Raw genomic sequence first — 22580 nt, 5'->3', positions numbered from 1 at the left:
TTGATACTGCGTGCATGCTTCACATCGCACCACGTCTGAATCGAATCAAACCATCCCCCAGTTCCATGGCCGGCCAGAGGGCGCGCGAGCTGCGCGCGATGGGCCGGGACATCCTCGGCCTGACCGCGGGCGAGCCCGACTTCGAGACACCCGGGCACATCAAGGAAGCGGCAATCCGTGCAATGGCCGACGGCCAGACCCGGTACACGGACGTGGGTGGCACGCCGGTGCTGAAGGAGGCCATTGCCGGCAAGTTCCTGAATGAGAACGGGCTGGCCTACGCACCGGGCGAGATCATCGTCGGCACCGGCGCCAAGCAGGTGATCTTCAATGCGCTCATGTGCACGGTCGCGGCAGGTGACGAGGTGATCGTGCCGGCGCCCTACTGGGTGTCTTACCCGGACATCGCCCTGCTGGCCGGTGGCGTTCCGGTCTTCGTCGACTGCCCGGCGGCATCGGGCTTCAAGCTGCAGCCTGCCGACCTCGAGCGCGCCATCACCGGCAAGACGCGGTGGCTGATGCTGAACTCGCCGAACAACCCGAGCGGAGCGACCTACACGCGTGCCGAGCTCCAGGCACTGGCCGAGGTGCTGCGGCGCCATCCCCACGTCTGGGTACTGACCGACGACATCTACGAGCACCTGATCTATGGCGACGTCGAGTTCGCCACCATGGCCCAGGTGGCGCCCGACCTCAAGGACCGCACGCTGACGGTGAACGGCGTTTCCAAGGCCTACGCGATGACGGGCTGGCGCATCGGCTACGGCGCGGGGCCTTCGGCGCTGATCAAGGCGATGGTCAAGCTCCAGTCGCAAAGCACCTCCGGGCCCAACTCGATCGCACAGGCTGCGGCCGTCGCCGCGCTCACGGGGCCGCAGGACACCATTGCCTCGAATCGGCGCGAATACGAGAAGCGGCGCGACATGGTGGTTGCCTCGCTCAATGCCATCGACGGCATCCATTGCGCAGCGCCCGACGGAGCGTTCTATATCTTCCCGTCTTGCAGCGCGCTGTTCGGGCTTCGCACGCGCACGGGCGTTGCAATCGAGAGCAGCGACGACTGGGTGATGCACCTGCTCGATTCGCAGGACCTGGCGGCGCTGCAGGGCAGTGCCTACGGCGTGCCGACGCATTTCCGCATTTCGTTCGCCGCCAGCACAGAGCAGCTGCTGGAAGGTTGCCGCCGCATTGCGCGGGCGCGCGACGAACTCTCGGGCCAAGCCATCAACCAGGAACTGCAATGAAACTCCAACCTCTTCTGAAGCTGTTGCCGGCCCTTGCCGCGGGCACCGTCTGGCTTGGCGCCACCCATGCGTGGGCTGCAGATGCCTTTCCGTCGAAACCGGTGAAGATCCTCGTCGGCTTTTCGCCGGGTGGCTCCAACGACGTCGTGGCGCGACTGATCGCGCCGAAGCTGGCGGAAGGGCTCGGGCAGCAGGTGCTGGTCGAGAACCGTCCCGGCGCCGGCGGCAACATCGCGGCATCGGCGATGCTCGGCGCGCCCGCGGACGGGCACACGCTGCTGATGTGCACCACGGGAACCCTGTCGATCCAGCCGTACATCTTGAAGAGCATGCCCTTCGATCCCGAGAAGGACATTGCACCGGTCACGCAAGTCGTCAACGCGCCCTACATGCTACTGGTCAATGCGACCCTGCCGGTAAAGAGCGTCAAGGAGCTCGTTGCATACGCCAAGCAGAAGCCCGGCGAGATCAACTTCGCGTCCTCCGGCACGGGCACCGGTGGGCATCTTGCCGGGGAGATGCTGAAGAGCCGCGCGGGCATCGACATCGTTCACGTGGCCTACAAAGGCACTGGCCAGGCCATGACGGACCTCATTGCAGGCCAGGTTTCGATGATCTTCGACCAGCCCGTCAGCTCGATGCAGTACGCACGTGCAGGCAAGCTCCGCGCGCTGGCGGTGGCCAGCCCGCGCCGGCTGGCAGCCTTTCCGGACATTCCGACCGTGACGGAAGCCGGCGTTCCCGACTTCGACCCCGTGACCTGGGCAGGCATCTGCGCGGCGAAGAACACGCCGCCGGCCGTTGTCGAGCGCATCCAGCGCGAAGTTGCCAAGGTGCTGGCGATGCCCGAGATCTCCAAGCGGCTCGCGGCCGACGGCCTGGAGCCTGTAGGGAGCACCCCCGAGCAGTTCCGCGCCTTCCTGGCTGCCGACAAGCGCAAGTGGGGCCGCGTGGTGAAAGACGCCGACGTCAAGGCCGAGTAAGAACGAGAGACAGACGATGAACCAGCTACCCGACATCATTCGCGACTTCGAGCGCGTTCCCTCCGATCTGGTCCGGCAGGCCGCGGCGTTCCAGCCGGCCATCCTCGCCGACGTGGCGGGCCGCCGGGGCGCCCTGCACGGCCGCATCCAGGCCTTGCGCCACCGGATGAAGCTGGCCGGCAGTGCGCTCACGGTCGAAGTGCGGCCGGGCGACAACCTGATGATCCATGCCGCCATCGCGCTGGCAAAGCCCGGCGACGTGCTGGTGATCGACGGCAAGGGCGACCAGAGCGCCGCCCTGATGGGCACGATCATGATGAACGCCTGCCGGCAGGTCGGCATCGCCGGCGTGGTGATCGACGGCGCGGTGCGCGACAGCGTCGAGATCGACGAGATGGACTTTCCCGTCTTCTCGGTCGGCACCAATCCCAACGGCCCGACGAAGCTGGCCTCGGGCCGCATCGGGCATCCGGTGTCCGTGGGCGGCGTGGCCGTGCGTGCAGGCGACCTGATCGTGGCCGATGCAGACGGCGTGGTGGTGGTCGAGCGGGAAAGGGTCGAGGCGCTTCTTCAGGCCGCAAAGCAGAAGGTCGAGGACGAAGCTGCACGCATCGAGGCCATCAAGAAAGGCGATACGGCAGCCAAGTGGCTGGACTCCGCCCTGCGCAAGGCGGGCGTGCTCAAGGAAAACGAGACGCTGTAGGGGTCATTCGACCGAAGGCATCTGCGCCGGGAGGGCGATTGCGCACGGCGGAATTCAGGCGCTCATAATGGCCGCCGGCCACGCCAGAGGCCGCCTTCCCCTTCTTTCAGATCCGAGCTTTCTTTTCTGGCGTTCACGGGACGACACCATGAGCTCATTGCACATGTTTCTACCGGTATGCGAACCAGCGCGCAGCGAGGCGCTGGCGCAGTTGATAAGAACACACCACGTGCCCCGCCACCTCGTTAAAGGCATCGCGATCAGGAACCGCAGCGCATGCGGGCCGGCCGCCCCGGTCGACGCACCGCAGCAACAAAGCCAGCAACAGGCGCCGGTGCAGGAATCCCAAGTACCTGCTGCTGCACCGGAGTAGCCGCATCGGCATCGTATTAGCCGCCCGGGCGCCGATGGTCAAAGAAACCGGAGCACTCCCCGGGGTGCCCGCCTGCCTGCCCCGAACTACTGTTGCGCCCACTTACCTGCCTTGCACTCGGAGAGGTCGAGTGCTTTTGCTAAGCTGACCGGCCAAATGCAGCGCTGCGCCGCGCGCGACGCAAAGATCATTGGCAATCAACAAGTCAGCAAACCCATGAAAATCGCCACCTGTAATGTGCACTGAGCACATTTTGATTTTGGCCGAACTTTTTTGGACGACTTGGCTGGTAAAAAATACCTTATAAAACAACAGCTTAGACTAAAAATGCATGGCAATGCATCTTGGTGCACTTCCTTGGTAGCCGGTATTTTTTGGGTATGCTGACGGGTACGTAAATCCCTTCGCTGCCCATTGACTGCCACCACACCACCACACAGGAGCCTGCGCCAGCTAACCGAAACGCAGGTAAAAAACGCAAAGCCCGATCTGGCCCCCTACAAACTCGTAGAGCCCGGCGGCTTGTTCTTGCTTGTGCAGCCAAGCGGCACAAAACTCTGGCGGTACCGCTTCACGCTGAACGGAACCGAGGGCATGCTGGCTTTGGGTCGCTACCCGGACACCACGCTAAAGCGTGTGCGTGAACTGCACCAAGACGCTCGCAAACTCGTCGCAGATGGCATCAATCCCGTTCACCATCGACAGCGGGAAAAGCTCCAGACCGATTTATCGACGTTTGGCGCCTTGGCCGCATCGTGGCGTTCGGTAACCGATGGCCGACTGCGCCCAGCAACCATCAGGCAACGCGAGCGCGAGCTGAAGAACGATTTACTTCCGAAGTTTCAGAATCGACCGGTGGCGAGCATCACGCGCGTGGAGCTAGCAGCTCATCTGACCACGGTGGAGAAACGCGCCCCCGAGACAGCCAGAAATCTGCGCACCCATCTCGACGCGATTTTTGAGCATGCCATTGATGTTGACTTGCTAGCAGCAAACCCCACTCCGCCCCGCCGGGTACTCGCCACACGACGGCCAAAGCACCATCTGTCGCTGCCTTCGGAGCGCATGGGAAATTTTCTGCGCGCGCTCGATGCGTCGCGCATCAATCCAGAGACTCGCATTGCGATGCTGATGGTTCTTTTGACAGCCTGCCGAAAGAATGAAGTCATCGGGGCCGAATGGAAGGAGTTTGACCTGCAAGGCAAGTCGTGGACCATTCCGGCGACACGCATGAAGGCGAAACAGGAACACTGGGTCCCCCTCTCTGACCAAGCCATTCTGCTGCTTACGGAACTACGCAGTAGGGCTGCGAGCGAGCATGCGCATCTGTTCCCCAACCGTGTTGACCCCGCCAAACCGATGGCCAATCGTTCGCTCAACGCCGTTTTGGAACGGCTTGGATATGGCGGTGAGAGCACTCCGCATGGCATGCGAGCTGCGTTCAGCACGCACTTCAACAAGCTTGGAGCAAGCGTCGACGTGATTGAACATTGCCTTGCTCATGTACCAGTGAATCGCGTGCGCGCAGCCTACAACCGGCATGCGTACCACGACGAGCGCCGATCAATGCTGCAAGCATGGGCAGACCATTTGGACCACCAAAGGGCCGAGCAGTGAACCGCCCTAGTACGGCATCGCGGCCATGAAATATTCCTTGAGGTACGCCGGGCAAAGCATCGACAACAGCAGATCGATAGCGGCCTGCTGTTCCCCAATCCTTGCGCCAGCCCTACAGCGACATCGTATTCACGCAGTTGCTGCGGTGCATGAAATTGCTGGACACGAAAGAGAGTCCGCTCTCGAACTTCTGGCTCAGGCTGATCGCCGACAATCGCCTCGATTCACCTAAAGGCGCGATGCGCTCCATGCGGTCGCTAATGGGTATAGCTCCATCGCCGCACGCTGTTGCCCGCCACCATTTCGTCACAGTTGATTCCCGTTATCGACGAAGCGCTTCTCGTTGCAATATCGCATCAATTGCCTGTTCGGAAAACGCGCCCACGCCACGCAGTAGATTGATGATCCTGACTGTTCGGCCCCACTCTTGACAAGGCACGTTCAGCGCATAGAAGAGGTCGAGCGCTTCCAGGGTCTTGTAGTCCGAGAATGCAGACCGGAACTCGGCGCTCGTTTGTGAGCGAAACGGCTGACCGTCGAAGATCACCTGAGTCGCCCACGTACTTCCCATCAGCCGTTTCACGCCGCCACTCGGATAGTTCTTCTCGTCGGTGGAGAAGCTGCGCCTTACAAGATTCGATTCCCAGTCCACCTCGAGGATGGTCAGCAAATCGAAGTTGACACGCAGTGCCAGACGTTCTGCGAAGTCCGACCAATTCTGCTGGGAACTCATGCTCGGCTCGCCAGGGCATCGTCGGAACTTTGTGCCGGTTTGGAAACCGGCGCGCGAGAGACTTGCTGTGACACGCGTTCCGGAGCAGCCTTCTGATTGGCGCTACGGAACATCCCCTCTGGCTTGAGCTGCATGATCACGATCAGGCTGATAGCGATGACGAACTCTCGCAGGGAAGCGATCTGTACGGCCGTGAGGCCCGGAATCACAGCCGCTGCAAATCGCGTCGACTCCAGCAGCGCAACCACGGCAACCGAGCCGACCACGGCCCCAAGCACCCGGGTGTAGCCACCGGCCGTGGCCGCAAGGAAGATGTAGATTGTCAGCAGCGGCACAAAACCATCCGGCGCGATGTAGCTGGTCAGGTGTGCATAGATGCCTCCGGCTACTCCGGACAGCGCAGCACCCACGAAAAAGGTCTTGAGCTTGAGTTGAAGCACCGGCTTGCCCGCCACGGCCGCCACCTGCTCGTCGTCTCGCACCGCGCGTAGCGCACGTCCGTATGGCGATCTGAACAGTCTTGTGAGGCCGAACGCAGTGGCTCCGACAATCGCCCAGACTAAGAACAGGTAGAACCAGGGGTGCGCGGCACCCAGTTCGACCTTGAGCGGAGAGCGAATACCTGAAAGGCCGTCACTTCCGCCGGTGAGCCATTTCTCATTCGTTGCGACGAGGCGGATCACTTCGGCAAAGCCTAGCGAAACGATGGCCAAGTAGTCCCCGCGAAGTGGTCTCGTCAGATAGGACAACACCACGCCGACCGCCCCTGCCACAAGCGCCGCGCAGACCAGCGAAATGCCGATCGGAACGCCTGCGTTCGAGAGCAGCGCCGATGTGTATGCGCCGACGGCATAGAACCCGACCAAGCCGAGATTCACCATTCCGCCCTGCCCCCAGATCGTCACCAAGCCGAGGGACAGCAGTGCATAGATACCGGCCAAGGTGGCCATGAAGATGAGATACGAGGTCACTTGCGAACTCCAGACGCGCCGGCGAACAGGCCGCTCGGACGGACCAACAAAACCAGCAGGATGGCGACAAACGCAGTCGCCGACTGGTAGACAGGCGAAATAGCCAGCAGCGCGACCTCGCTCACCATGCCAATCAGTAGCGCCCCCAACACTGCACCAGTGAGGCTGGTCAACCCGCCGAGCACGCTCGCGGAGAAGATGATCAGCAGAAGGCGCGATCCCGTGGATGGGTCCACACTGGTGTCGATGGCAAGCAGCGCGCCCCCGATGCCGGCCAAGCCCATCCCGATGAACGTGGCAAGGTTCGACAGCCTGGCCGGATCGATGCCCTTGAGGCGAGCCAGGTCCGGGTTGTCTGCGACCGCGCGCATTGCCTTCCCGACGCGGGTGACCGTGAAGAAAGCGGCCAGGACGACCGCGACGGCAAGGGCGATGCCGAGGTTGTGCATCTGCTGCGGCCCGACTCGAATGCCAGCGAACTGGACGTCCCGGGCGACGGGCATATCGAAGCTGTTCAGATCGCTTCCGAACCCGAAGCGAAGGGCGTTCTCCAGGGCGAGGTTCAACGCAATCGACACGATGGCGACCATCAGTGGCGTGTGCGCCGAGATCCTGCGGCGCATAGGGACCAGTGCCAGCCGATCACCGACGATACCCACCAGTCCAGCGATCGCAAATGCCACTACAAGAACTGGGACAAGAGGCCAGTGCAGGTAGCTGTTGACCAGCCAACCTGCATAGGCGCCCACCGTCATCTGCGCCGCAATGCTGAAGTTGATGAATCCAAGCACGCTGAAGATCAGCGTCAAGCCCAAGGCAGGCAGGGCCACCACTGCCCCCATCACCAGCCCGTTGACCAGGTGTTGAACAATGTCGGAGAACATCTCGGTTCTTCGGTTCGGTCAAGCGACCTTCGTCACCGCGAGCTTGCCCTTCTGGATCTGCTCGTAGCGGAAGAAGACGCCCTTGACGTCGCCGTTGTCGGCGAACTCGAGTGGTCCGCTGGCCCCGTCGAAGTTGATGCGACTTCCCGAGCTCAAGAGCTTCAGGCCGTCAGGGGCGCTGTCGACAACCTTGCCTTGTGGCGACTGGGATATGCCCCGAAGGTTGTCTCGCACCGTCGTGCCGTTGGCCTCGGCAGTGGGTGCGCTGGCCAGCGCGAGCGCCACGAGGTTGACGTGGTCGTAGACCTGGCAGGAATAGCTGTCCAGGGCCTCGACCTTCATCTTTGCGATCAGTCGCTTGTACGCGCCAGCGTTCACGGAAGCCGACGGGACCAGCGAGTAAGCGCCTTCGCCTACTTCGGCGGGCACCGCCTCCACCAGCTTCTGATTGATGCCGAACGAGAAACCGATGCGCTTGCCGTCGTAACCGGCGCGGTAGAGGTCTTTCAGAACAACTGACGTATCCGGCACATAGCCTCCGAGCACAATCACATCGGGCTTGGCACGCAGCGCATGGTCCACTTCTGAACGATAACTGGACTTCTTGTCTTCGTAGATCAGTCCTGCGCCCGTACCGCCCGCGCGCGTGAAGATGCCCGAGATGATGTCGATGTAGGACTGCGCGAAAGGCGTCTGCGGCCCCATGAAGAACATCTTCTTGCAGCCGAGTTCGATGCCGAGATCGCCCACTCGCGTGCCCTGCAGCGTGACCGTCGGCGACGTGCGGAAGATATAGCCTTGGTGAGGCAGCTTCGTGATGCTGTCCGCACCCGAAGACGTAGCCAGGACGGTCTTGCTTTCCCAGCAAAGCGGTGCGATCGCTGACGTCACCGATGAGGCGTACGACCCGCCGATGGCGACGACGCGATCGACGTCGATCAACTTGCGCGCTGCGCGTACCGATGCCTCTGGATTGCTCTGGTCGTCTTCAATGACAACTTCCACGCGGCGTCCGTTGACTCCGCCGGCGGCGTTGATTTCCTCAGCGGCGATCTGTGCAGCCCGGCTCATCGTCGCACCGAATTGACTGGTAGCGCCTGTCAAGGGAATCAGGATACCAATCCTGATCGGCTCCTTGTTCTGCGCCCAAAGGAGCGGGTGGGCTGCCCCGAAGGCCACAGCGGTACTTGTCGTCAGGAAAGATCTTCTGCTAGTCATAGCCATGCTCCAAGGAAGTTGAAATCAGTGAATCTGTGCGCCGCCAAGGAAGAGGTGGCGGACCTCGTCGTCCGCCAGCAGATCCGAGGCACTCGCGTCGCGGAGCTTTCGCCCGGCGACGAGAACCAGCCCTCGCGTGCCGTACCCAAGGGCCAGCAGCGCGTTCTGTTCGACCATCAGGATTGCGAGACCCTGGCCCGCCAACTCGCGGATCAGGTCGAACACTTCGTCGGCCGCGGCAGGCGAGAGCCCCGCGGTCGGTTCGTCCAGGAGCAGCACGTTCGGCTGCGTCATCAGCGCAATGGCCATCGCGAGCACCTGCCGCTGGCCACCGGAAAGATTTCCGGCCTTGTGCTTCAGACGCGGCTTGAGCAGGGGAAAGCGCTCGAGCTGCGCCTCCACCCGGGCTTTGAGCTCCGAGCGCACCAGATAGCCGCCCATCTCGAGGTTCTCCCGCACAGTCAGGCTCTGGAAGACGTTGCGTTCCTGCGGCACGAAGCTCAAACCTTGCTCGCAGGCATCCTGTGCACTGCCGGGCACGAGATGGCGTCCATCGATCTCCACATGGCCGGTCTTGGGCTTGAGGAGCCCGGCCACGAGCTTCAGGAACGTCGACTTGCCAGCACCGTTGGGACCGATGATCACGGCAAGGTCGCGCGCCTTCACTTCGAGATCGATGCCTTTGACGATCTCGTCCGCGCTGCCATAGCCGCCGCGGATGTCACGCACATTCAGAGTCGTCATGCGCGGCTCCTTCCAAGGTAAGAGGATTGAACGCGACGGTCCGAGGTGACCTGGTCGAAGCTGCCGTGGGTCAGGTACTTGCCTTCGGCCATCACGACGACTTCCTCGCACAGGCGTTTGATGAGCGCCATCTCGTGCTCGATCAAGAGAATCGTGATGCCTTCGGACTTGACGGCCTCGAGCTGATCGGCGATCTCACTGACAAGCGCCGGATTGACGCCTGCCATGGGTTCATCCAGCAGGATCATCTCGGGCTCGGCAAGCAGCGCCCGCCCGATCTCGAGAAGCTTCTTCTGTCCACCCGACAGGGCCGGCACGAGGTTGTCCAGCACATGGTCCAGACGAAGCCTGCGCGCCATCGCCCACGCCTTTTCCCGCAGTTCTTCCTCGCGTGCACGGACCGCTGCATTGCCAAGGAGACCCGCAAAAAATCCTTCTCCACGTTGCCGCGGTCCATAGAGCATCAGGTGCTCGAAGACGGTCATCCGCGGGCAACCGCGCGCGAGCTGGAACGTCCTGATCAAGCCCGCCCGCGAGATACCTTCCGGCCTCAGGTTCGAGATGTCCTTGCCGTTGAACGCAATTCGCCCTGACGCCTGTGGCAACAATCCCGTGATGGCATTGAAGAGCGTTGTCTTGCCCGCGCCGTTAGGACCGATCAGCCCGGTCGTCTTGCCGCGCGCGACATTGAAGGTCGCCCCATCAAGTGCGTGCAATCCGCCAAACGTGGCACGCACGTCCGAGATTTCGAGAAGTGCGTCCATGTCAGTTCGCCAGTGCAGTGCCAGTGCGCGCCGGCAGTTCGTTCTTTGCGAACTTTCCATCTTTCATGATGGCCGCGATGTTTTCGCCTTGCCCCGTCAGCACACCAATATCGTGAAGCGGGTTGCCCCGCACCACCAGAAGATCGGCGATTGCACCAGGCTGAATGACGCCCAGCTTGCCGGCGTGCTGGACGATCTCCGCTGCCACCGTCGTGGCACTGCGCAATGCCTCCAGATTGCCGATGATCTCGGAGCGCACCCGCAGTTCTTCGCTCTGGTGCCGGTGTGACTCGCCCAGCAGGTCGCTGCCGTATCCCATCTTCACGCCGGCTCGATGCAGCATTGCGACGGCCTCGCGGCCTGCCAGGCGAACGTCGTCCACCTTGGCAATCGACTCCGGCGGAAGACCGAGAGAGGCACCCTCAAGAGAGAGCATATCGAAGGTGATCAAGGTGGGGACGACAAACACCCCAGACTCCTTCAGCAGCACGGCTGTGGCCTCGTCCACGAGGTTGCCGTGCTCGATCGTCCTCACGCCTGCTTCGACAGCACGCCGGATGGCGCGCGGCGTATAGGCATGCGCCATCACATAGGTCTGCCATGCAGTGGCTTCATCGACGATTGCCCGGAGCTCGTCCATCGAGTAGCCGGTGTTGCCGATGGGGTCATTCGGCGAGGTCACACCGCCGCTCGCCATCACCTTGATCTGGGTTGCCCCCTTGGTCAGCTCTTCGCGCGCTGCGCGTCGCACCTCGTCCACGCCGTCCACGACGCGGCCGATGTTTCCGATGCGGAACGAGCATGCACAGGACTCGAGCTGGTCACTGCGTGCACGGAAGTCGCCGTGGCCGCCGGTTTGCGAGAGTGCCTTGCCAGATGTAAAGAGCCGGGGCGACTCGATCAGACCATCCTTGGCAGCCTGGCCCAGGGCCCAGTCGCCGCCGCCCGCGTCGCGCACGGTCGTGAAGCCGCGCATAAGCATCCCCCTGAGGATCGGCAGCGACCGAATGATGCCCAACGCGTTGGGCAACCGTGCCGCAAGCCCCAGGTTGACGGACGAGGCCGTCACATGCACATGGCAATCGATCAGGCCGGGCATGAGCGTCAGGCCGTAGAGCTCGTAGACGGCATCCGTCGCCCTCGGTTGAGCGAGCCGCGACCCGACTTCCGCCACATGACCGTCGACAACGACGACGTCCATGCCATCGACCAGTTCCCCCTTCTCGAGGTCCAGCAGGTTCGCATTCCGCAGAACAAACACCGACATGAAAAATCTCCGTCTTGAGCACCTAATGCGATAGGAGTCTAGGAGTCGTATACTCCTAAGACAATAGGTGCCAAACACCTAAGTGTTTTTTCCTAGGGGACTTTTCATCGATGCGCAATAAAGCAACCGAGAAGAACCAGGTGATCGACTACCACCGCGCCTTTCAGGATGCGCCGGTCGGTCAGGCGCTAGGGCGAGATCGCGTCATCATTGCGTGCAACCGGGCATTCGCCGCCATCTTTCGAGCAGAGGTCGACGATCTGGTGGGGTCCTCCTTCGAGCGGCTGTATCCCACACAGACGCACTTCGAACAGACCGGTGACCGCATCGCCCCCGTGCTGGTCAAGCACCACACTTTCTCTGATGACCGGGTCATGCGCCGGCTCGACGGAGAACTGTTCTGGGTGCATGTCAGCGGATTCACATACACGCCGGACGATCCTCACCACGACACGCTCTGGGCCTTCACCGACCTCTCGACCGGGCGCAAGGTGAATTCGGCCCTGCGCGGCTCCATGACGCCGCGAGAGCGCGACATCGCGGCACTGCTCATCGAGGGGAAGACGGGCAAGGAAGTCGCACGGGCACTCAACATCAGCCCACGCACCGTGGACATCTACAAGACTCGCCTGCTGCGCAAGTACAGCGTGAGCAGCACACCAGACCTGGTGAAGCGCCTGCTCGCCGGCTGAAGCCGCTCAGGGCTGCTCGGCCAGGTACAACCGCACGCCCAGCTGGAGCCGGAAGCGTCCTTCGACCGAGTCCAGGTCCAGCTTGGTCAGTTCGCTCAGGCGCCCCAGCCGGTAGCGCAATGTGCTGATGTGCACCTCGAGGCGGTCTGCAGTGCGCTGCAGATTGAATCCCTCGTCGGTCAGCGCAATGGCGGTATCGATCAGGGCTTGACCACGCTTGTCCGCCTCCAACGCGCCGAACAACCGCGTGATGAAGATCCGGCGCGCTGCCGCATCGCCAGCGAGTACCCGAGGGAACATGGCCTCTTCGGAGAAGTGGACGCGGCCCGGCTTGGTGTGCGGCATGAGGTCGGCGATCTCGCGTCCCGCCGAATGCATGCCTGCAACCCCCCGATGAAATTCGCTCACGCCCATTGCAGAGCGGCCGTGGGCGATGTTCGACCAGAGCCACTCGACATCCATGGTGTCCGGGACGAGCGCGTTGATCTGATTGGCAGACAAGCTGATGAGTGGCTGAACGCCCTTTTGTCGGAACGCCTGTGTCAATTGCCCCGCGAGTTGCTCGCGCCGCCCGAGGCCTTCGCTGGAGAGCGGGTTGGGTTCGTCGAGCAGGATCGTTGCCAATCGATAGCGCTGCTCCGGATCCCAGCCCAACAAACGGGCGCGCTCGATGGCACTGGGCGTTTCGTCGAAACGCCCCTCGAGCAACGCAGCGACCAGTGCATAGCCGAGACGTGCTTCATGGGCTGATAGCTCGCGCTGATGTGCAATCTGCAAAGCGGCCACGGTTCCGGCGTGCTCGACTGCGCGCAGGTCGATCTCAGTGAGCGGCGGAACGCCTTCGGCCACCAGGACGTAGCCGAGTCCGCCATTGCGATTGCGCACGGCGCACCCCACCACGCTCTGGGCTGTCACTGCCAGGCGCGAGGGGCGTGGATGCCAGCGCACGGCGCGTGTCTGCGTGTCCATCGCCTTGACGCCGCCGCCTGCGGACAACGCGCGGAAAACGCCTTGCTCAAAGAGCGGAGAAACATGCCCGCCGTGTTCGATGGCATGAGCTGCCAGCAGTCCGCCCTCGGCGGAGTAGATCTGAACCGAGCGCTCCAGGACCTGGCCAAGCACGCGGGCAACGTCCTGCAGGCTGTCTCCCGTTGCTGCGGCCTCCGTTAGCTGGCGATGAATCTGCTCCGACTTCGTCAGCGCTCGACTCTGGCGGTCCACGAGTTCTCGGTGCACGTACTGGGTGATCGCGCTGAATGGCACCTCCCAAGGCAACTCGATGAGAGGCAAATGCACCCGATCCGCGGCGGCGATCGTTTCGGCCTCGAAATGCTCGACGAAGTTAGGGACCGCCAACACCACGCCGCACGCGCCCTTGGCCGCGAGCTTTTCGACAAGCACGGCAGCCTCGTTGCCACCCTTCGGCCAGTTGTAGCCGGTGCTCAGAAGCAGGTGCCCTGGCTCGACCCAGCTTTCGATGTCGGGGTGATCGACCACCTGAACCCAGGAAATCTCTCTCGCAAGATGCCCGGAGGCAGCCACCACGGCGCCTGCCTGGAGGGGTGAAGTGCGAAGAGCTTCGTCGAGTTGCATTCGGAAATTCTACGAATCAGTGCAGAAATTGACTATCAATTCCTATTCTTCGTACATATCTGCGAGTCGCAATCGCCCCTAAATTCGTCGCATGCCTTCATCACACATCGAGCAACTCTCTTCCCTGGTCGGCGCGGCGAATTGCCTGGTCGAGGAAGAAAGCGCGCGGCCGTTTGCGACCGACTACCGAGGCGTCTTCCATGGGAAAGCGCTGGCCGTAGTCCGACCAGCCGACACCGCCGAGGTCAGTCGCGTGGTGGCGTACTGCCACGCGCATGACATCCCCGTGGTACCCCAAGGTGGCAACACTTCGTTGCTCGGCGGCTCCGTTCCCGATGCCAAGGGCGAGAGCATCGTGCTCAGCCTGTCGCGCATGAACCGCATCCGCTCTGTCGACGCGGTGAACGACACCATGGTCGTCGAGGCCGGCGTGACCTTGCACCAGGCGCGCATGGCGGCCGAGGAGGTGCGCAAGCTTTTTCCCCTGCGCATCGGCTCAGAGGGAAGTTGCCAGATCGGCGGAAACATCTCGACGAATGCGGGGGGCACCAACGTCCTGCGGTACGGCAACATGCGCGATCTCGTGCTGGGCATCGAAGCCGTACTGCCCGATGGAAGCATCTGGCACGGGCTGCGAGCCCTGCGCAAAGACAACACCGGCTACGACCTGAAGCAGCTCTTCATCGGCGCCGAGGGCACCCTCGGTATTGTCACGGCCGCCGTTCTCAAGCTGATGCCCCAGCCGCGCGCTGTCTGCACGGCCTTCCTGGCGTTCGATACGCCCGAGATCGCACTGGCCTTCTTTTCAGAACTGCGCAAATGCGTCGGCCAGGACGTGACCGCCTACGAGCTGATCTCCCAGACAGCCCTTGACTTGGTCCTGGGCCATCTTCCCGATACACGGACGCCTCTCTCCACGCGTGCAGGCTGGTATGTGCTCGTCGAAATGGGCGCTGGGCGATCGCAAGAGGAACTCGAGAGTGACTTCTACGACGTCATGCAAGTGGGTCTGGAAGATGGAAGCATCCGCGATGCGGCAGTGGCCGCAACGCAGGCGCACGCCAGCGACTTCTGGCGAATCCGTGAAGAAATCTCGGATGCCCAGACACGAACCGGCGGAAGCGTTCGCTGCGACATCTCAGTTCCGCTTTCGAGGATTCCGGAGTTCATCGCGCAAGCATCGGCCGGCGTGCTCGATGTCGAGCCGAAGACGCGCATGGTGATCTATGGGCATGTCGGCGACGGCAACGTGCACTTCAACCCTCTGCGACCGGCAGACGAAACGGCTGCCGACTATCTGGCGCGAGCCAGCCAATCGATCACCCGCATCGCAGACGGGATTGCCATGGCGATGAACGGATCGATCTCTGCCGAACATGGCGTCGGCGTCGCCAAGCGGGATGAGTTGCTGGCCGTGAAGTCCCGGGTAGAGCTGGAGATGGCCTGGCGCATCAAACGCGCCCTCGACCCCAAGAACCTGCTCAACCCGGGCAAGTTTCTTCCCCAACTGGACGCAATGAAAGAAGCCACTCATGACTGACATCGATCCCAATGCATTCGAGAGATTGGAACTGCGCGTCGGACGCGTCGTCGAAGCCGCGCTCAACACCAAGGCCAGAGTGCCGGCCTACAAGCTGAAGATCGACTTCGGCGAGATCGGCACCCGCACGTCCAGCGGCCAGTACACCGAGCTCTACAAACCGGAAGACCTCATCGGCAAGCAGGTGGTGTGCGCGATGAACCTGGGATCCATCCGCATTGGGGGCTTCGAATCGCAGGTACTGGTCGTGGGCGCGCGCAGCGATTCCGGAGCGCCCGTGCTGCTGACCACCGAGCGCCCGGTGGCTCCCGGGGCCACGATTTTCTGAACACCTACCAAAGAGGATTTCCATGAACATGTCGGACCATTTCGCCGAACTCACAGAGATCGACAGGCGCCACTGGCTCCATCCGGTTGCTGCGTTGCGGCAACACGAAAAGCGGGGCGCGACGATCTGGCAAGAGGCTGACCGTATCCACCTGATCGACTCCAGTGGCCACCGCGTGCAGGATGCATTCTCCGGGCTGTGGTGCGTGAACGTCGGCTACGGCCACGAATCGATCGTGCAGGCCGCCACCGAGCAAATGCGCAAGCTGCCGTATGCCACCGGCTACTTTCACTTCGCGAGCGAGCCGGCCATCCGCCTCGCCGGGCGTCTTACGGCGCTGGCCCCCGCAGGCCTCACCCGTGTGCTCTTCGGACAGGGCGGCTCCGATGCTGTCGACACCGCGATTCGCACCGTCCGCTACTACTTCAACGCCATCGGCAAACCGGACAAGAAGCACTTCATCGGCCTTCAACGCGGCTATCACGGCAGCTCGGCCGTGGGCAGCGGCTTGACCGCATTGCCGCTGTTCCATCGATTCTTCGATGTGCCCGCTCCGCAGCAACACCATATCCCATCCCCGTATCCCTACCGCCATGCGGACGGACCGGATCCGGAGGCGGTACTCGCGAGCACGGTGCGCGCGCTGCGCGACAAGGTGGCGGCACTCGGCGCCGACAACGTGGCGGCATTCATCTGCGAGCCGATCCAGGGCTCGGGTAGCGTGATCATTCCGCCCCCCGGATTCCTGGCCGCCATGCGCAAGACTTGCGATGAGCTGGGCATCTTGCTGATCGTCGACGAGGTCATCACCGGCTTCGGTCGCACAGGGCCCATGTTTGCGTGCGCCTCCGAAGGCGTAGCGCCGGACATCCTGACCCTGGCCAAGGGTTTGACGGCCGGCTATGCCCCGATGAGCGCGACGCTGATCTCGGAGGAGCTGTACCAGGGCATCGCCGAGGGCGGCAGCGACGGGACCGCGTTCGGTCACGGACAGACTTATGCAGGGCATCCGGTCAGCGCTGCGGTGGCCAACGCCGTGCTCGATCTGTACACGGACGGCGGCTTGCTCGAGAACGGTCAGCGCGTCGGGAAATACTTCGAAGCGAGTCTGAAAGACCTCGAATCCCTGTCGTGCGTGGGCGAAGTCCGCGTCCGCGGCCTGCTCGGCGCTGTTGAGCTGGTCACCGACAAGACCACGAAGACCAAGCCCGATCCGGCGCTCAAGCTGGGCCAGTGCGTGCTCGATCATGCGTTCCAGAACGGATTGGTCTTCCGCGCTTTCGGCGATGACATTCTGGGCTTCGCACCCTCCCTGAACTACACGGAAGCGGACGTTGACGTCCTCATCGCGCGCCTTCGCGCTTCCATCGCTCACGTCTTTTCTTGAATCAACCACCACCAGGAGCAACCATGAAACTCTCCGACTTCAAAGTACTGACCTTCGATTGCTACGGCACCCTGATCGACTGGGAATCCGGGATCTACAACGCGCTGGAGCCGCTGCGCGCCAAGGCGGGTAACGACAAGACGCGAGACCAGGTCCTCGAGAACTACGCGCAGCACGAGTCCGCGCAAGAAGAGGAAACGCCGGCGATGCCCTACTCGCAGTTGCTGACACTCGTCTACAAGCGTCTGGCCAAGGAGTGGGGAGTCAGCGTCAGTGACGAGGAAGCCAACATCTTCGGTGCATCGGTGCCGGACTGGCCAGAGTTCTCCGATTCGGTCGAGGCACTGGCGTACCTCAAGAAGCACTACAAGCTCGTGATTCTTTCGAACGTCGATCGTCTTTCGTTCCGTTCGAGCAATGCGCGCCTGCAGGTGGTCTTCGATGCGATCTACACCGCGCAGGACATCGGCTCCTACAAGCCGAGCCCGCGCAACTTCGAGTACATGCTCAAGCGCCTGGAAAGCGACTTCGGTCTCCAGAAGAAGGACATCCTTCACACCGCCCAAAGTCTCTTCCACGACCACGCACCTGCGAACAATTTCGGACTCGCTTCTGCCTGGATCGATCGCCGTCATGCCAACAAGGGCTGGGGCGCCACCATGCCGCCGCCCGGCACGCCGAAGCTGGACTTCACCTTCGAAAGCATGATCGCGCTTGCCAAGGCCCATCAGGCTGAAATCGGCGCCTGAAGGAACAACGCGCCATGGATTTGCGACTCAAGGACATGGCGCTGTGGCGCCAGCAAGCGTACATCGACGGGCAGTGGAGAAATGCCCGAGCCGGGGGAACGATGGAAGTCGTGAACCCTGCCAATCGGCAAGCGCTCGGCACCATTCCCTCATGTGACGGCGCCGACACGCGTGATGCCATCGAGGCGGCGCAGGCCGCGCTGCCGACGTGGCGGGCACTGACTGCGCAAGATCGTGCAGCGCTGTTGCTCAAGTGGCACGACCTCATGCTGGCGCACGCCGATGATCTTGCCCTCCTGATGACCCTCGAGCAGGGCAAGCCCTTGAGTGAAGCCAAAGGCGAAATCCTGTATGGCGCGTCGTTCGTCCAATGGTTCGCGGGCGAGGGCGTGCGCGCTTATGGCGAGACCATTCCAGCGACGCAGCCGAACCGACGCATCTTCGTTCGCAAGATGCCTGTGGGCGTGTGCGCGGCGATCACGCCTTGGAATTTCCCGAACGCGATGATCACGCGCAAGTTGGCGCCTGCCCTGGCCGCCGGTTGCACGGTCGTGGTCAAGCCCTCCGAGCTGACCCCGTACTCTGCACTGGCACTGGCCGAGTTAGGCGAGCGCGCCGGGTTTCCAAAGGGCGTGCTGAACATCGTGACGGGTGCGCCGGCGGGCATCGGCGCCGAACTCACGGGCAACCCCACGGTGCGCAAGCTGACCTTCACGGGATCGACGGCCGTCGGCAAGACGCTGCTTCGCCAGTGCGCCGACACCGTCAAGCGTGTCAGCCTCGAGCTCGGAGGAAATGCACCCGTCATCGTGTTCGACGACGCCGATCTCGAGACCGCGATCGCCGGCGTCATGGCAAGCAAGTTCCGCAACAGCGGGCAGACCTGCGTGTGCGCCAACCGCATCTACGTTCAGGCGGGCATCTACGGGCGCTTCACCGATCGGCTGGTGAAGGAAGTGCGACAGCTGCGAGTGGGCGCAGGTACGGAAGCGGGTACCACCATCGGTCCGCTGATCAACCAGGCCGCGCTTCAGAAGGTGCAGGCACACGTGACGGACGCGCAAGCCAAGGGCGCATCAATCGCTTGCGGCGGGAAGGCTTCCGAACGTGGTTCCCAGTTCTTCGAGCCGACGGTGCTGACAGAGGCGAACGACACCATGGTCCTGGCCCACGAGGAGACCTTCGGGCCGGTCGCTGCGCTGTTTCGCTTCGACACGGAAAGCGAAGTGGTCGACAGGGCCAACGACTCGCCCTATGGACTGGCAGCCTACGTTTTCTCGAACGATGTGAGCAGGCTGTTCCGCGTGAGCGAGTCGCTTGAATGCGGCATGGTGGGGATGAACACGGGTGCCATCTCGACGGCGGTTGCCCCGTTCGGCGGCGTCAAGGAGTCCGGCATCGGGAGAGAAGGATCCCTGTATGGCATTGAGGAGTTTCTGGAGATCCAGACCCTTCACCTCGATCTCGCCAAAGCGGCTTGATCCGATGCCTCTGTTTGCGGCACTCGCCGCCATCGTCATGTGGTCTTCGCTGGCCACGCTCACGGTGTCGCTTGCCGGGGTTCCTCCCTTGTATCTGACAGGCATGAGCTTGCTCATCGGTGGCGCGTTGTCGCTGCCATGGATGAATAGATGGTCGCTGGACTGGCGTGCATTGGCGGTGGGCGTCTATGGCCAGTTCACCTATCACCTGGTGTACATCGTCGCTCTGCGTTCGGCACCGCCGGTCAATGCCAATCTCGTGCACTATGCGTGGCCACTGCTCATCCTCCTGATGGCTCCGCTGGCGGGGCAGGGGCTGAAGCTTGGATGGATCCATATCGCTGCGGCAATAGCTGCGTTCGGCGGGGTGGTGCTGGCGACCATCGACGGCGTCGAAATGTCCTTGCGCTGGCACGCGGGCTATGGGTTCGCACTTGCTGCGGCATTCATTTGGGCGAGTTATTCCATCGCCGAAGCCCGCAGCAAGACCTCATCCCCCGTGGACGTGGGGCCGGCTTGCATGGTGTCGGGCCTGCTCGCTCTCGCTGGACATGCAGCCCTCGAGCCGACCGTTTCGCTTGATGCGTCTCAGTGGCTGATGATGATCGCCTTGGGCGTTGGCCCTACGGGCGGTGCGTTCTATCTATGGAGTCTGGCCATGCGCCGCGGCGACACGCGGATCGTCGGCGTGCTGTCCAACGCGACCCCGATCCTGTCGACACTGATGCTTGCGCTTGTGGGAAGTCGGTCCCTGTCGATGCCGATCATTGCGGCAGCACTCCTGGTCACCGCTTCAAGCGTGGCAGTTTTCCTCGCGAGCAGGCGTGCCGGCTCTTTCGTGCGCAACCAGCGGCGGAAACACTCTGCATGCGTCGAGTCGGACGCGGCCCTTTGAACAAGGTGCCGGGCCGTTGTCAGCGCTTGGCCAAAGTCAAAGGTTCAGCCTCGGTCAATGACAGTCCGCTTCCGCATAGCAGCCACTGACATCTACAAGATCACAGCCTCCCTCGTGGCCCGCAAGCGCATTAACCGGCGATAAGTGGGCGTTTACGAAGGTAAGCCCCCGAATAAAGATGCCCTCATGGGCTGCGGCCAGCTTGCCCTCACCCCAAAGTCACCATCGAAACCCGTAGTGCCTAGTACGATGAGGCCTCAATGGATAACGTAGGGGACGGAACTTGAAATTTGAGTCACCGCTTGATATTTGGGTCGATGCTGCTTCGTTTGAGGAACGGTGGGATGTTCTCGACGATAAGGTCGGCCAAGGGGGACAGGGTGTTGGACACAGGGTCATCCGCAAGGGGAACCAGCAAGTCGCCTTCGTGAAAGTCATCCAGGAGAAGAGCGGGATCAGCAGAGAGCGGCGTGCCAGATTTTATGGAGAGGCTCAGGCGTACCTATCTCTCCAAGGACTTCAGGTACCGAGCCTTATCGAGACCAATGCGCATCGCCACGAAGACAAGAGTGTCGAGCTATACATCGCGACCGAATTCATCGAAGGTGCGAACATGCGCTCGTGGCGCAATCGAACCAAACAGGTCACCCTCGATCAAGCGACCGCGATCACCCTGCTGCTTCTGGATACGGTTGCCCGTGCACACGCAGTTGGAATTTTGCATAGAGATATCAAACCGGAAAACATCATCATGCGAGACGGCGAGATGCCTTCTCCTGTTTTAGTGGACTTTGGTCTCGCTTTCGACCAGAGCAATGATGAACGGCAGACGCTCACTCGAGAAGGCGATGAACTCGGCAACAGATTTCTGTCGCTGCCGGAACTAAACGGAGGCAGCGATGACAAACGCAATCCCGCTTCCGACCTCACAACGATCGCGGGAATCTTCTACTACCTTTTTACTGGCAGAAACCCGACTCAGCTAAGTGATGGGTACGGCAGACTTCCTCATCAGAGAGAGAAGGCGCAACAGTTTTTCGCAGGATTCGAGCGAAGTGGAATTAGGAATTTTTTCGATAAAGCGTTCGCACCGGCTATCAATGACCGGTACCAAACTTCTGAGTTGATGAAGACAGAGTTGCGCAAAATCCTGACTCGGCATTCGGAGCCCGAGCCAGCCGATCGGACGGAGCGGCTTCATAGAATTTTGGGTGGGGTTGCCCTTCAAAGCAGCGGAAAACGATCCGTGCGCGTACGCGAAGCATTGCAGTGGGCGATGCGCGCGTATAGCGGGGTCGCGAACCAGAGCCACGGTTCCATGACGGCACAACAGGTAGACATCCGCTGCGGGATCGAAATCGGCCATGTAAGGATCCGTTGGGACTTCAAAGGTGAGTACTGGCTTTGTACCTATCTATGGGTGGAAGTCTCAGGTAGAGAGCTTGTTTGGTACACATCCCATGGAGAGGTATACCGAGCGCGGATGAATACACAGCTTGAAGATGAATCGCTAGATACCATCATCAAGAACGCGGTTGAAGCGGATATGCTTCGAATCCTTGAGGAGGATCTCGCAGATATACCTGCAGAATTTTCAGGACTTCATGCGTTACGCGATCGACTGACATATTCCTTGGAGTCTGCAATCGAGCGATCACGCGATATGAACTTACCTATATTCGCAATCGTCTACGATGAAACACAACCGATGGGGCATCGAGAGAATCTACTAGATAGAGTGCTGGGTGAGCATGCGGTTCAGATCCTCATTTCAAATTTCGTTCTGTTGGTGATAGCAAAGTCAAGTGCGCAAAAGCACATCCAGATTCCAGCGGTCGGCGACTACTGCGCAGTTATTCGAAACGGTCAATGGACACGACCAGACTATTTGGCCATGAACCGGGAGGCCACCCGAACGTATCTATCGAATCTGCAAGAGACTTTCGCTCACGCGAGACATCAAGCCCCATAAGCAGTGAAACTCGTGGGACTATAACCAACGGCCGCCACCTCCGCGACCATTAGTTTCCGCGGAGGTGCCCGAGAAGTCTTTGCCATGCAGGCTGCACCACAACATCTGGGCCTGCAACCGAAGACGGCGCCGACGCGAGTCCTGAGCAGAGATTGCTCAAAGCAAGTAACTGCCAAGAAACCATATTTCTGCCTTCCCGAAGCGTAGACTAGTACACGTAGAATTTGGATAGAGGTCAGAAACGAGGAGCATGAAATGGCGGATCGGGGCGCGTTGCCAGCCGGAGACATGCGAGCCATTCTTCCGAGCGGGCGAGAAATTCCATGCACTTCAAATGCTGGAGGCTTTCATGGAACTTCTCTCTTCTCCCCTGATAAAGTCTTTTCTGGCGGAATTCCTCCAAAGGGCACGGACCGCCGTCTCCTCGAGCATGTCAAGGGGA

The 22580-nt window shown here is 61.6% G+C and carries 21 protein-coding genes; 13 read left to right on the top strand and 8 right to left on the bottom strand.

All coding sequences use genetic code 11. The features are described 5' to 3' along the window. Nucleotides 1-14 precede the first annotated feature (14 nt). The 5 genes from ACSFBF_RS23005 (at nucleotide 15) to ACSFBF_RS22985 (ending at nucleotide 4920) form a co-directional block, all read left to right on the top strand. The gene (locus ACSFBF_RS23005) at nucleotides 15-1244 is read left to right on the top strand and encodes a pyridoxal phosphate-dependent aminotransferase (protein WP_435470990.1); all 1230 of its coding nucleotides are present in this window, start codon (nucleotides 15-17) and stop codon (nucleotides 1242-1244) included. Further along, complete coding sequence (locus ACSFBF_RS23000; RefSeq protein ID WP_435470988.1) at nucleotides 1241-2227, top strand: Bug family tripartite tricarboxylate transporter substrate binding protein; 987 nt, start codon at nucleotides 1241-1243, stop codon at nucleotides 2225-2227. Before ACSFBF_RS23005 ends, ACSFBF_RS23000 begins: the two co-directional genes overlap by 4 nt. Before the next feature lie 16 nt (nucleotides 2228-2243). Further along, a complete protein-coding gene (locus ACSFBF_RS22995; protein ID WP_435470986.1) occupies nucleotides 2244-2930 on the top strand; it encodes an RraA family protein in 687 nt (228 codons plus the stop codon). Between the two features lie 148 nt (nucleotides 2931-3078). Beyond that, nucleotides 3079-3303, top strand: coding sequence for a hypothetical protein (locus ACSFBF_RS22990; RefSeq protein WP_435470984.1), 225 nt, complete (start codon nucleotides 3079-3081; stop codon nucleotides 3301-3303). A gap of 414 nt (nucleotides 3304-3717) precedes the next feature. Next, on the top strand, nucleotides 3718-4920 hold the full coding sequence (locus ACSFBF_RS22985; RefSeq protein ID WP_435470982.1) for a tyrosine-type recombinase/integrase: 1203 nt from the start codon (nucleotides 3718-3720) through the stop codon (nucleotides 4918-4920). Nucleotides 4921-5242: 322 nt separating this feature from the next. On the opposite strand, the gene ACSFBF_RS22980 is transcribed toward ACSFBF_RS22985, so the two are convergent. From ACSFBF_RS22980 to ACSFBF_RS22950, 7 genes are read right to left on the bottom strand one after another with little or no spacing between them, the layout of a single operon-like run. After that, entirely contained in the window at nucleotides 5243-5653 is a 411-nt protein-coding gene (locus ACSFBF_RS22980) for a hypothetical protein (RefSeq protein WP_435470980.1), read from the bottom strand. Beyond that, nucleotides 5650-6624 (bottom strand): branched-chain amino acid ABC transporter permease, encoded by a 975-nt coding sequence (locus tag ACSFBF_RS22975; protein ID WP_435470978.1) that lies wholly within the window; start codon nucleotides 6622-6624, stop codon nucleotides 5650-5652. The genes ACSFBF_RS22980 and ACSFBF_RS22975 overlap by 4 nt, the downstream gene beginning before the upstream one ends. Then, complete coding sequence (locus ACSFBF_RS22970; protein WP_435470976.1) at nucleotides 6621-7508, bottom strand: branched-chain amino acid ABC transporter permease; 888 nt, start codon at nucleotides 7506-7508, stop codon at nucleotides 6621-6623. Before ACSFBF_RS22970 ends, ACSFBF_RS22975 begins: the two co-directional genes overlap by 4 nt. Before the next feature lie 18 nt (nucleotides 7509-7526). After that, the gene (locus ACSFBF_RS22965; RefSeq protein WP_435470974.1) at nucleotides 7527-8726 is read right to left on the bottom strand and encodes an ABC transporter substrate-binding protein; all 1200 of its coding nucleotides are present in this window, start codon (nucleotides 8724-8726) and stop codon (nucleotides 7527-7529) included. Between the two features lie 24 nt (nucleotides 8727-8750). Further along, nucleotides 8751-9470, bottom strand: a complete 720-nt coding sequence (locus ACSFBF_RS22960; RefSeq protein WP_435470972.1) for an ABC transporter ATP-binding protein — start codon at nucleotides 9468-9470, stop codon at nucleotides 8751-8753. Continuing rightward, the gene (locus ACSFBF_RS22955) at nucleotides 9467-10234 is read right to left on the bottom strand and encodes an ABC transporter ATP-binding protein (RefSeq protein WP_435470970.1); all 768 of its coding nucleotides are present in this window, start codon (nucleotides 10232-10234) and stop codon (nucleotides 9467-9469) included. The genes ACSFBF_RS22960 and ACSFBF_RS22955 overlap by 4 nt, the downstream gene beginning before the upstream one ends. A 1-nt stretch (nucleotide 10235) precedes the next feature. After that, nucleotides 10236-11501, bottom strand: coding sequence for a metal-dependent hydrolase family protein (locus ACSFBF_RS22950; RefSeq protein ID WP_435470968.1), 1266 nt, complete (start codon nucleotides 11499-11501; stop codon nucleotides 10236-10238). Between the two features lie 110 nt (nucleotides 11502-11611). Here ACSFBF_RS22950 and ACSFBF_RS22945 point away from each other — a divergent pair, with 110 nt between their 5' ends. After that, nucleotides 11612-12193, top strand: coding sequence for a helix-turn-helix transcriptional regulator (locus ACSFBF_RS22945; protein WP_435470966.1), 582 nt, complete (start codon nucleotides 11612-11614; stop codon nucleotides 12191-12193). 6 nt (nucleotides 12194-12199) lie between these two features. Here ACSFBF_RS22945 and ACSFBF_RS22940 read toward each other — a convergent pair whose 3' ends face one another. Next, entirely contained in the window at nucleotides 12200-13786 is a 1587-nt protein-coding gene (locus tag ACSFBF_RS22940; RefSeq protein WP_435470964.1) for a PucR family transcriptional regulator, read from the bottom strand. 91 nt (nucleotides 13787-13877) lie between these two features. Between ACSFBF_RS22940 and ACSFBF_RS22935 the strand changes: the two genes are divergently transcribed. The 7 genes from ACSFBF_RS22935 (at nucleotide 13878) to ACSFBF_RS22905 (ending at nucleotide 22138) form a co-directional block, all read left to right on the top strand. Beyond that, on the top strand, nucleotides 13878-15326 hold the full coding sequence (locus tag ACSFBF_RS22935) for an FAD-binding oxidoreductase (protein ID WP_435470962.1): 1449 nt from the start codon (nucleotides 13878-13880) through the stop codon (nucleotides 15324-15326). Then, nucleotides 15319-15654 carry a tRNA-binding protein gene (locus tag ACSFBF_RS22930; protein ID WP_435470960.1) on the top strand — a complete coding sequence of 112 codons (336 nt, stop codon included), beginning with the start codon at nucleotides 15319-15321 and terminating at the stop codon, nucleotides 15652-15654. The genes ACSFBF_RS22935 and ACSFBF_RS22930 overlap by 8 nt, the downstream gene beginning before the upstream one ends. A gap of 22 nt (nucleotides 15655-15676) precedes the next feature. Continuing rightward, nucleotides 15677-17041 carry an aminotransferase class III-fold pyridoxal phosphate-dependent enzyme gene (locus tag ACSFBF_RS22925; protein WP_435470958.1) on the top strand — a complete coding sequence of 455 codons (1365 nt, stop codon included), beginning with the start codon at nucleotides 15677-15679 and terminating at the stop codon, nucleotides 17039-17041. A 23-nt stretch (nucleotides 17042-17064) separates the two neighbouring features. Then, nucleotides 17065-17790, top strand: coding sequence for a haloacid dehalogenase type II (locus tag ACSFBF_RS22920; RefSeq protein WP_435470956.1), 726 nt, complete (start codon nucleotides 17065-17067; stop codon nucleotides 17788-17790). Between the two features lie 14 nt (nucleotides 17791-17804). Then, on the top strand, nucleotides 17805-19271 hold the full coding sequence (locus ACSFBF_RS22915; RefSeq protein WP_435470954.1) for an NAD-dependent succinate-semialdehyde dehydrogenase: 1467 nt from the start codon (nucleotides 17805-17807) through the stop codon (nucleotides 19269-19271). Between the two features lie 4 nt (nucleotides 19272-19275). After that, nucleotides 19276-20166 (top strand): DMT family transporter, encoded by an 891-nt coding sequence (locus ACSFBF_RS22910; protein ID WP_435470952.1) that lies wholly within the window; start codon nucleotides 19276-19278, stop codon nucleotides 20164-20166. Nucleotides 20167-20449: 283 nt separating this feature from the next. Beyond that, on the top strand, nucleotides 20450-22138 hold the full coding sequence (locus ACSFBF_RS22905; protein ID WP_435470950.1) for a serine/threonine protein kinase: 1689 nt from the start codon (nucleotides 20450-20452) through the stop codon (nucleotides 22136-22138). The last annotated feature ends 442 nt before the right edge of the window (nucleotides 22139-22580 follow it).

This window comes from Variovorax nivicola (assembly GCF_051216475.1).
Lineage (GTDB): Bacteria > Pseudomonadota > Gammaproteobacteria > Burkholderiales > Burkholderiaceae_C > Variovorax.
This window is presented reverse-complemented; position numbering and strand designations above follow the sequence as displayed.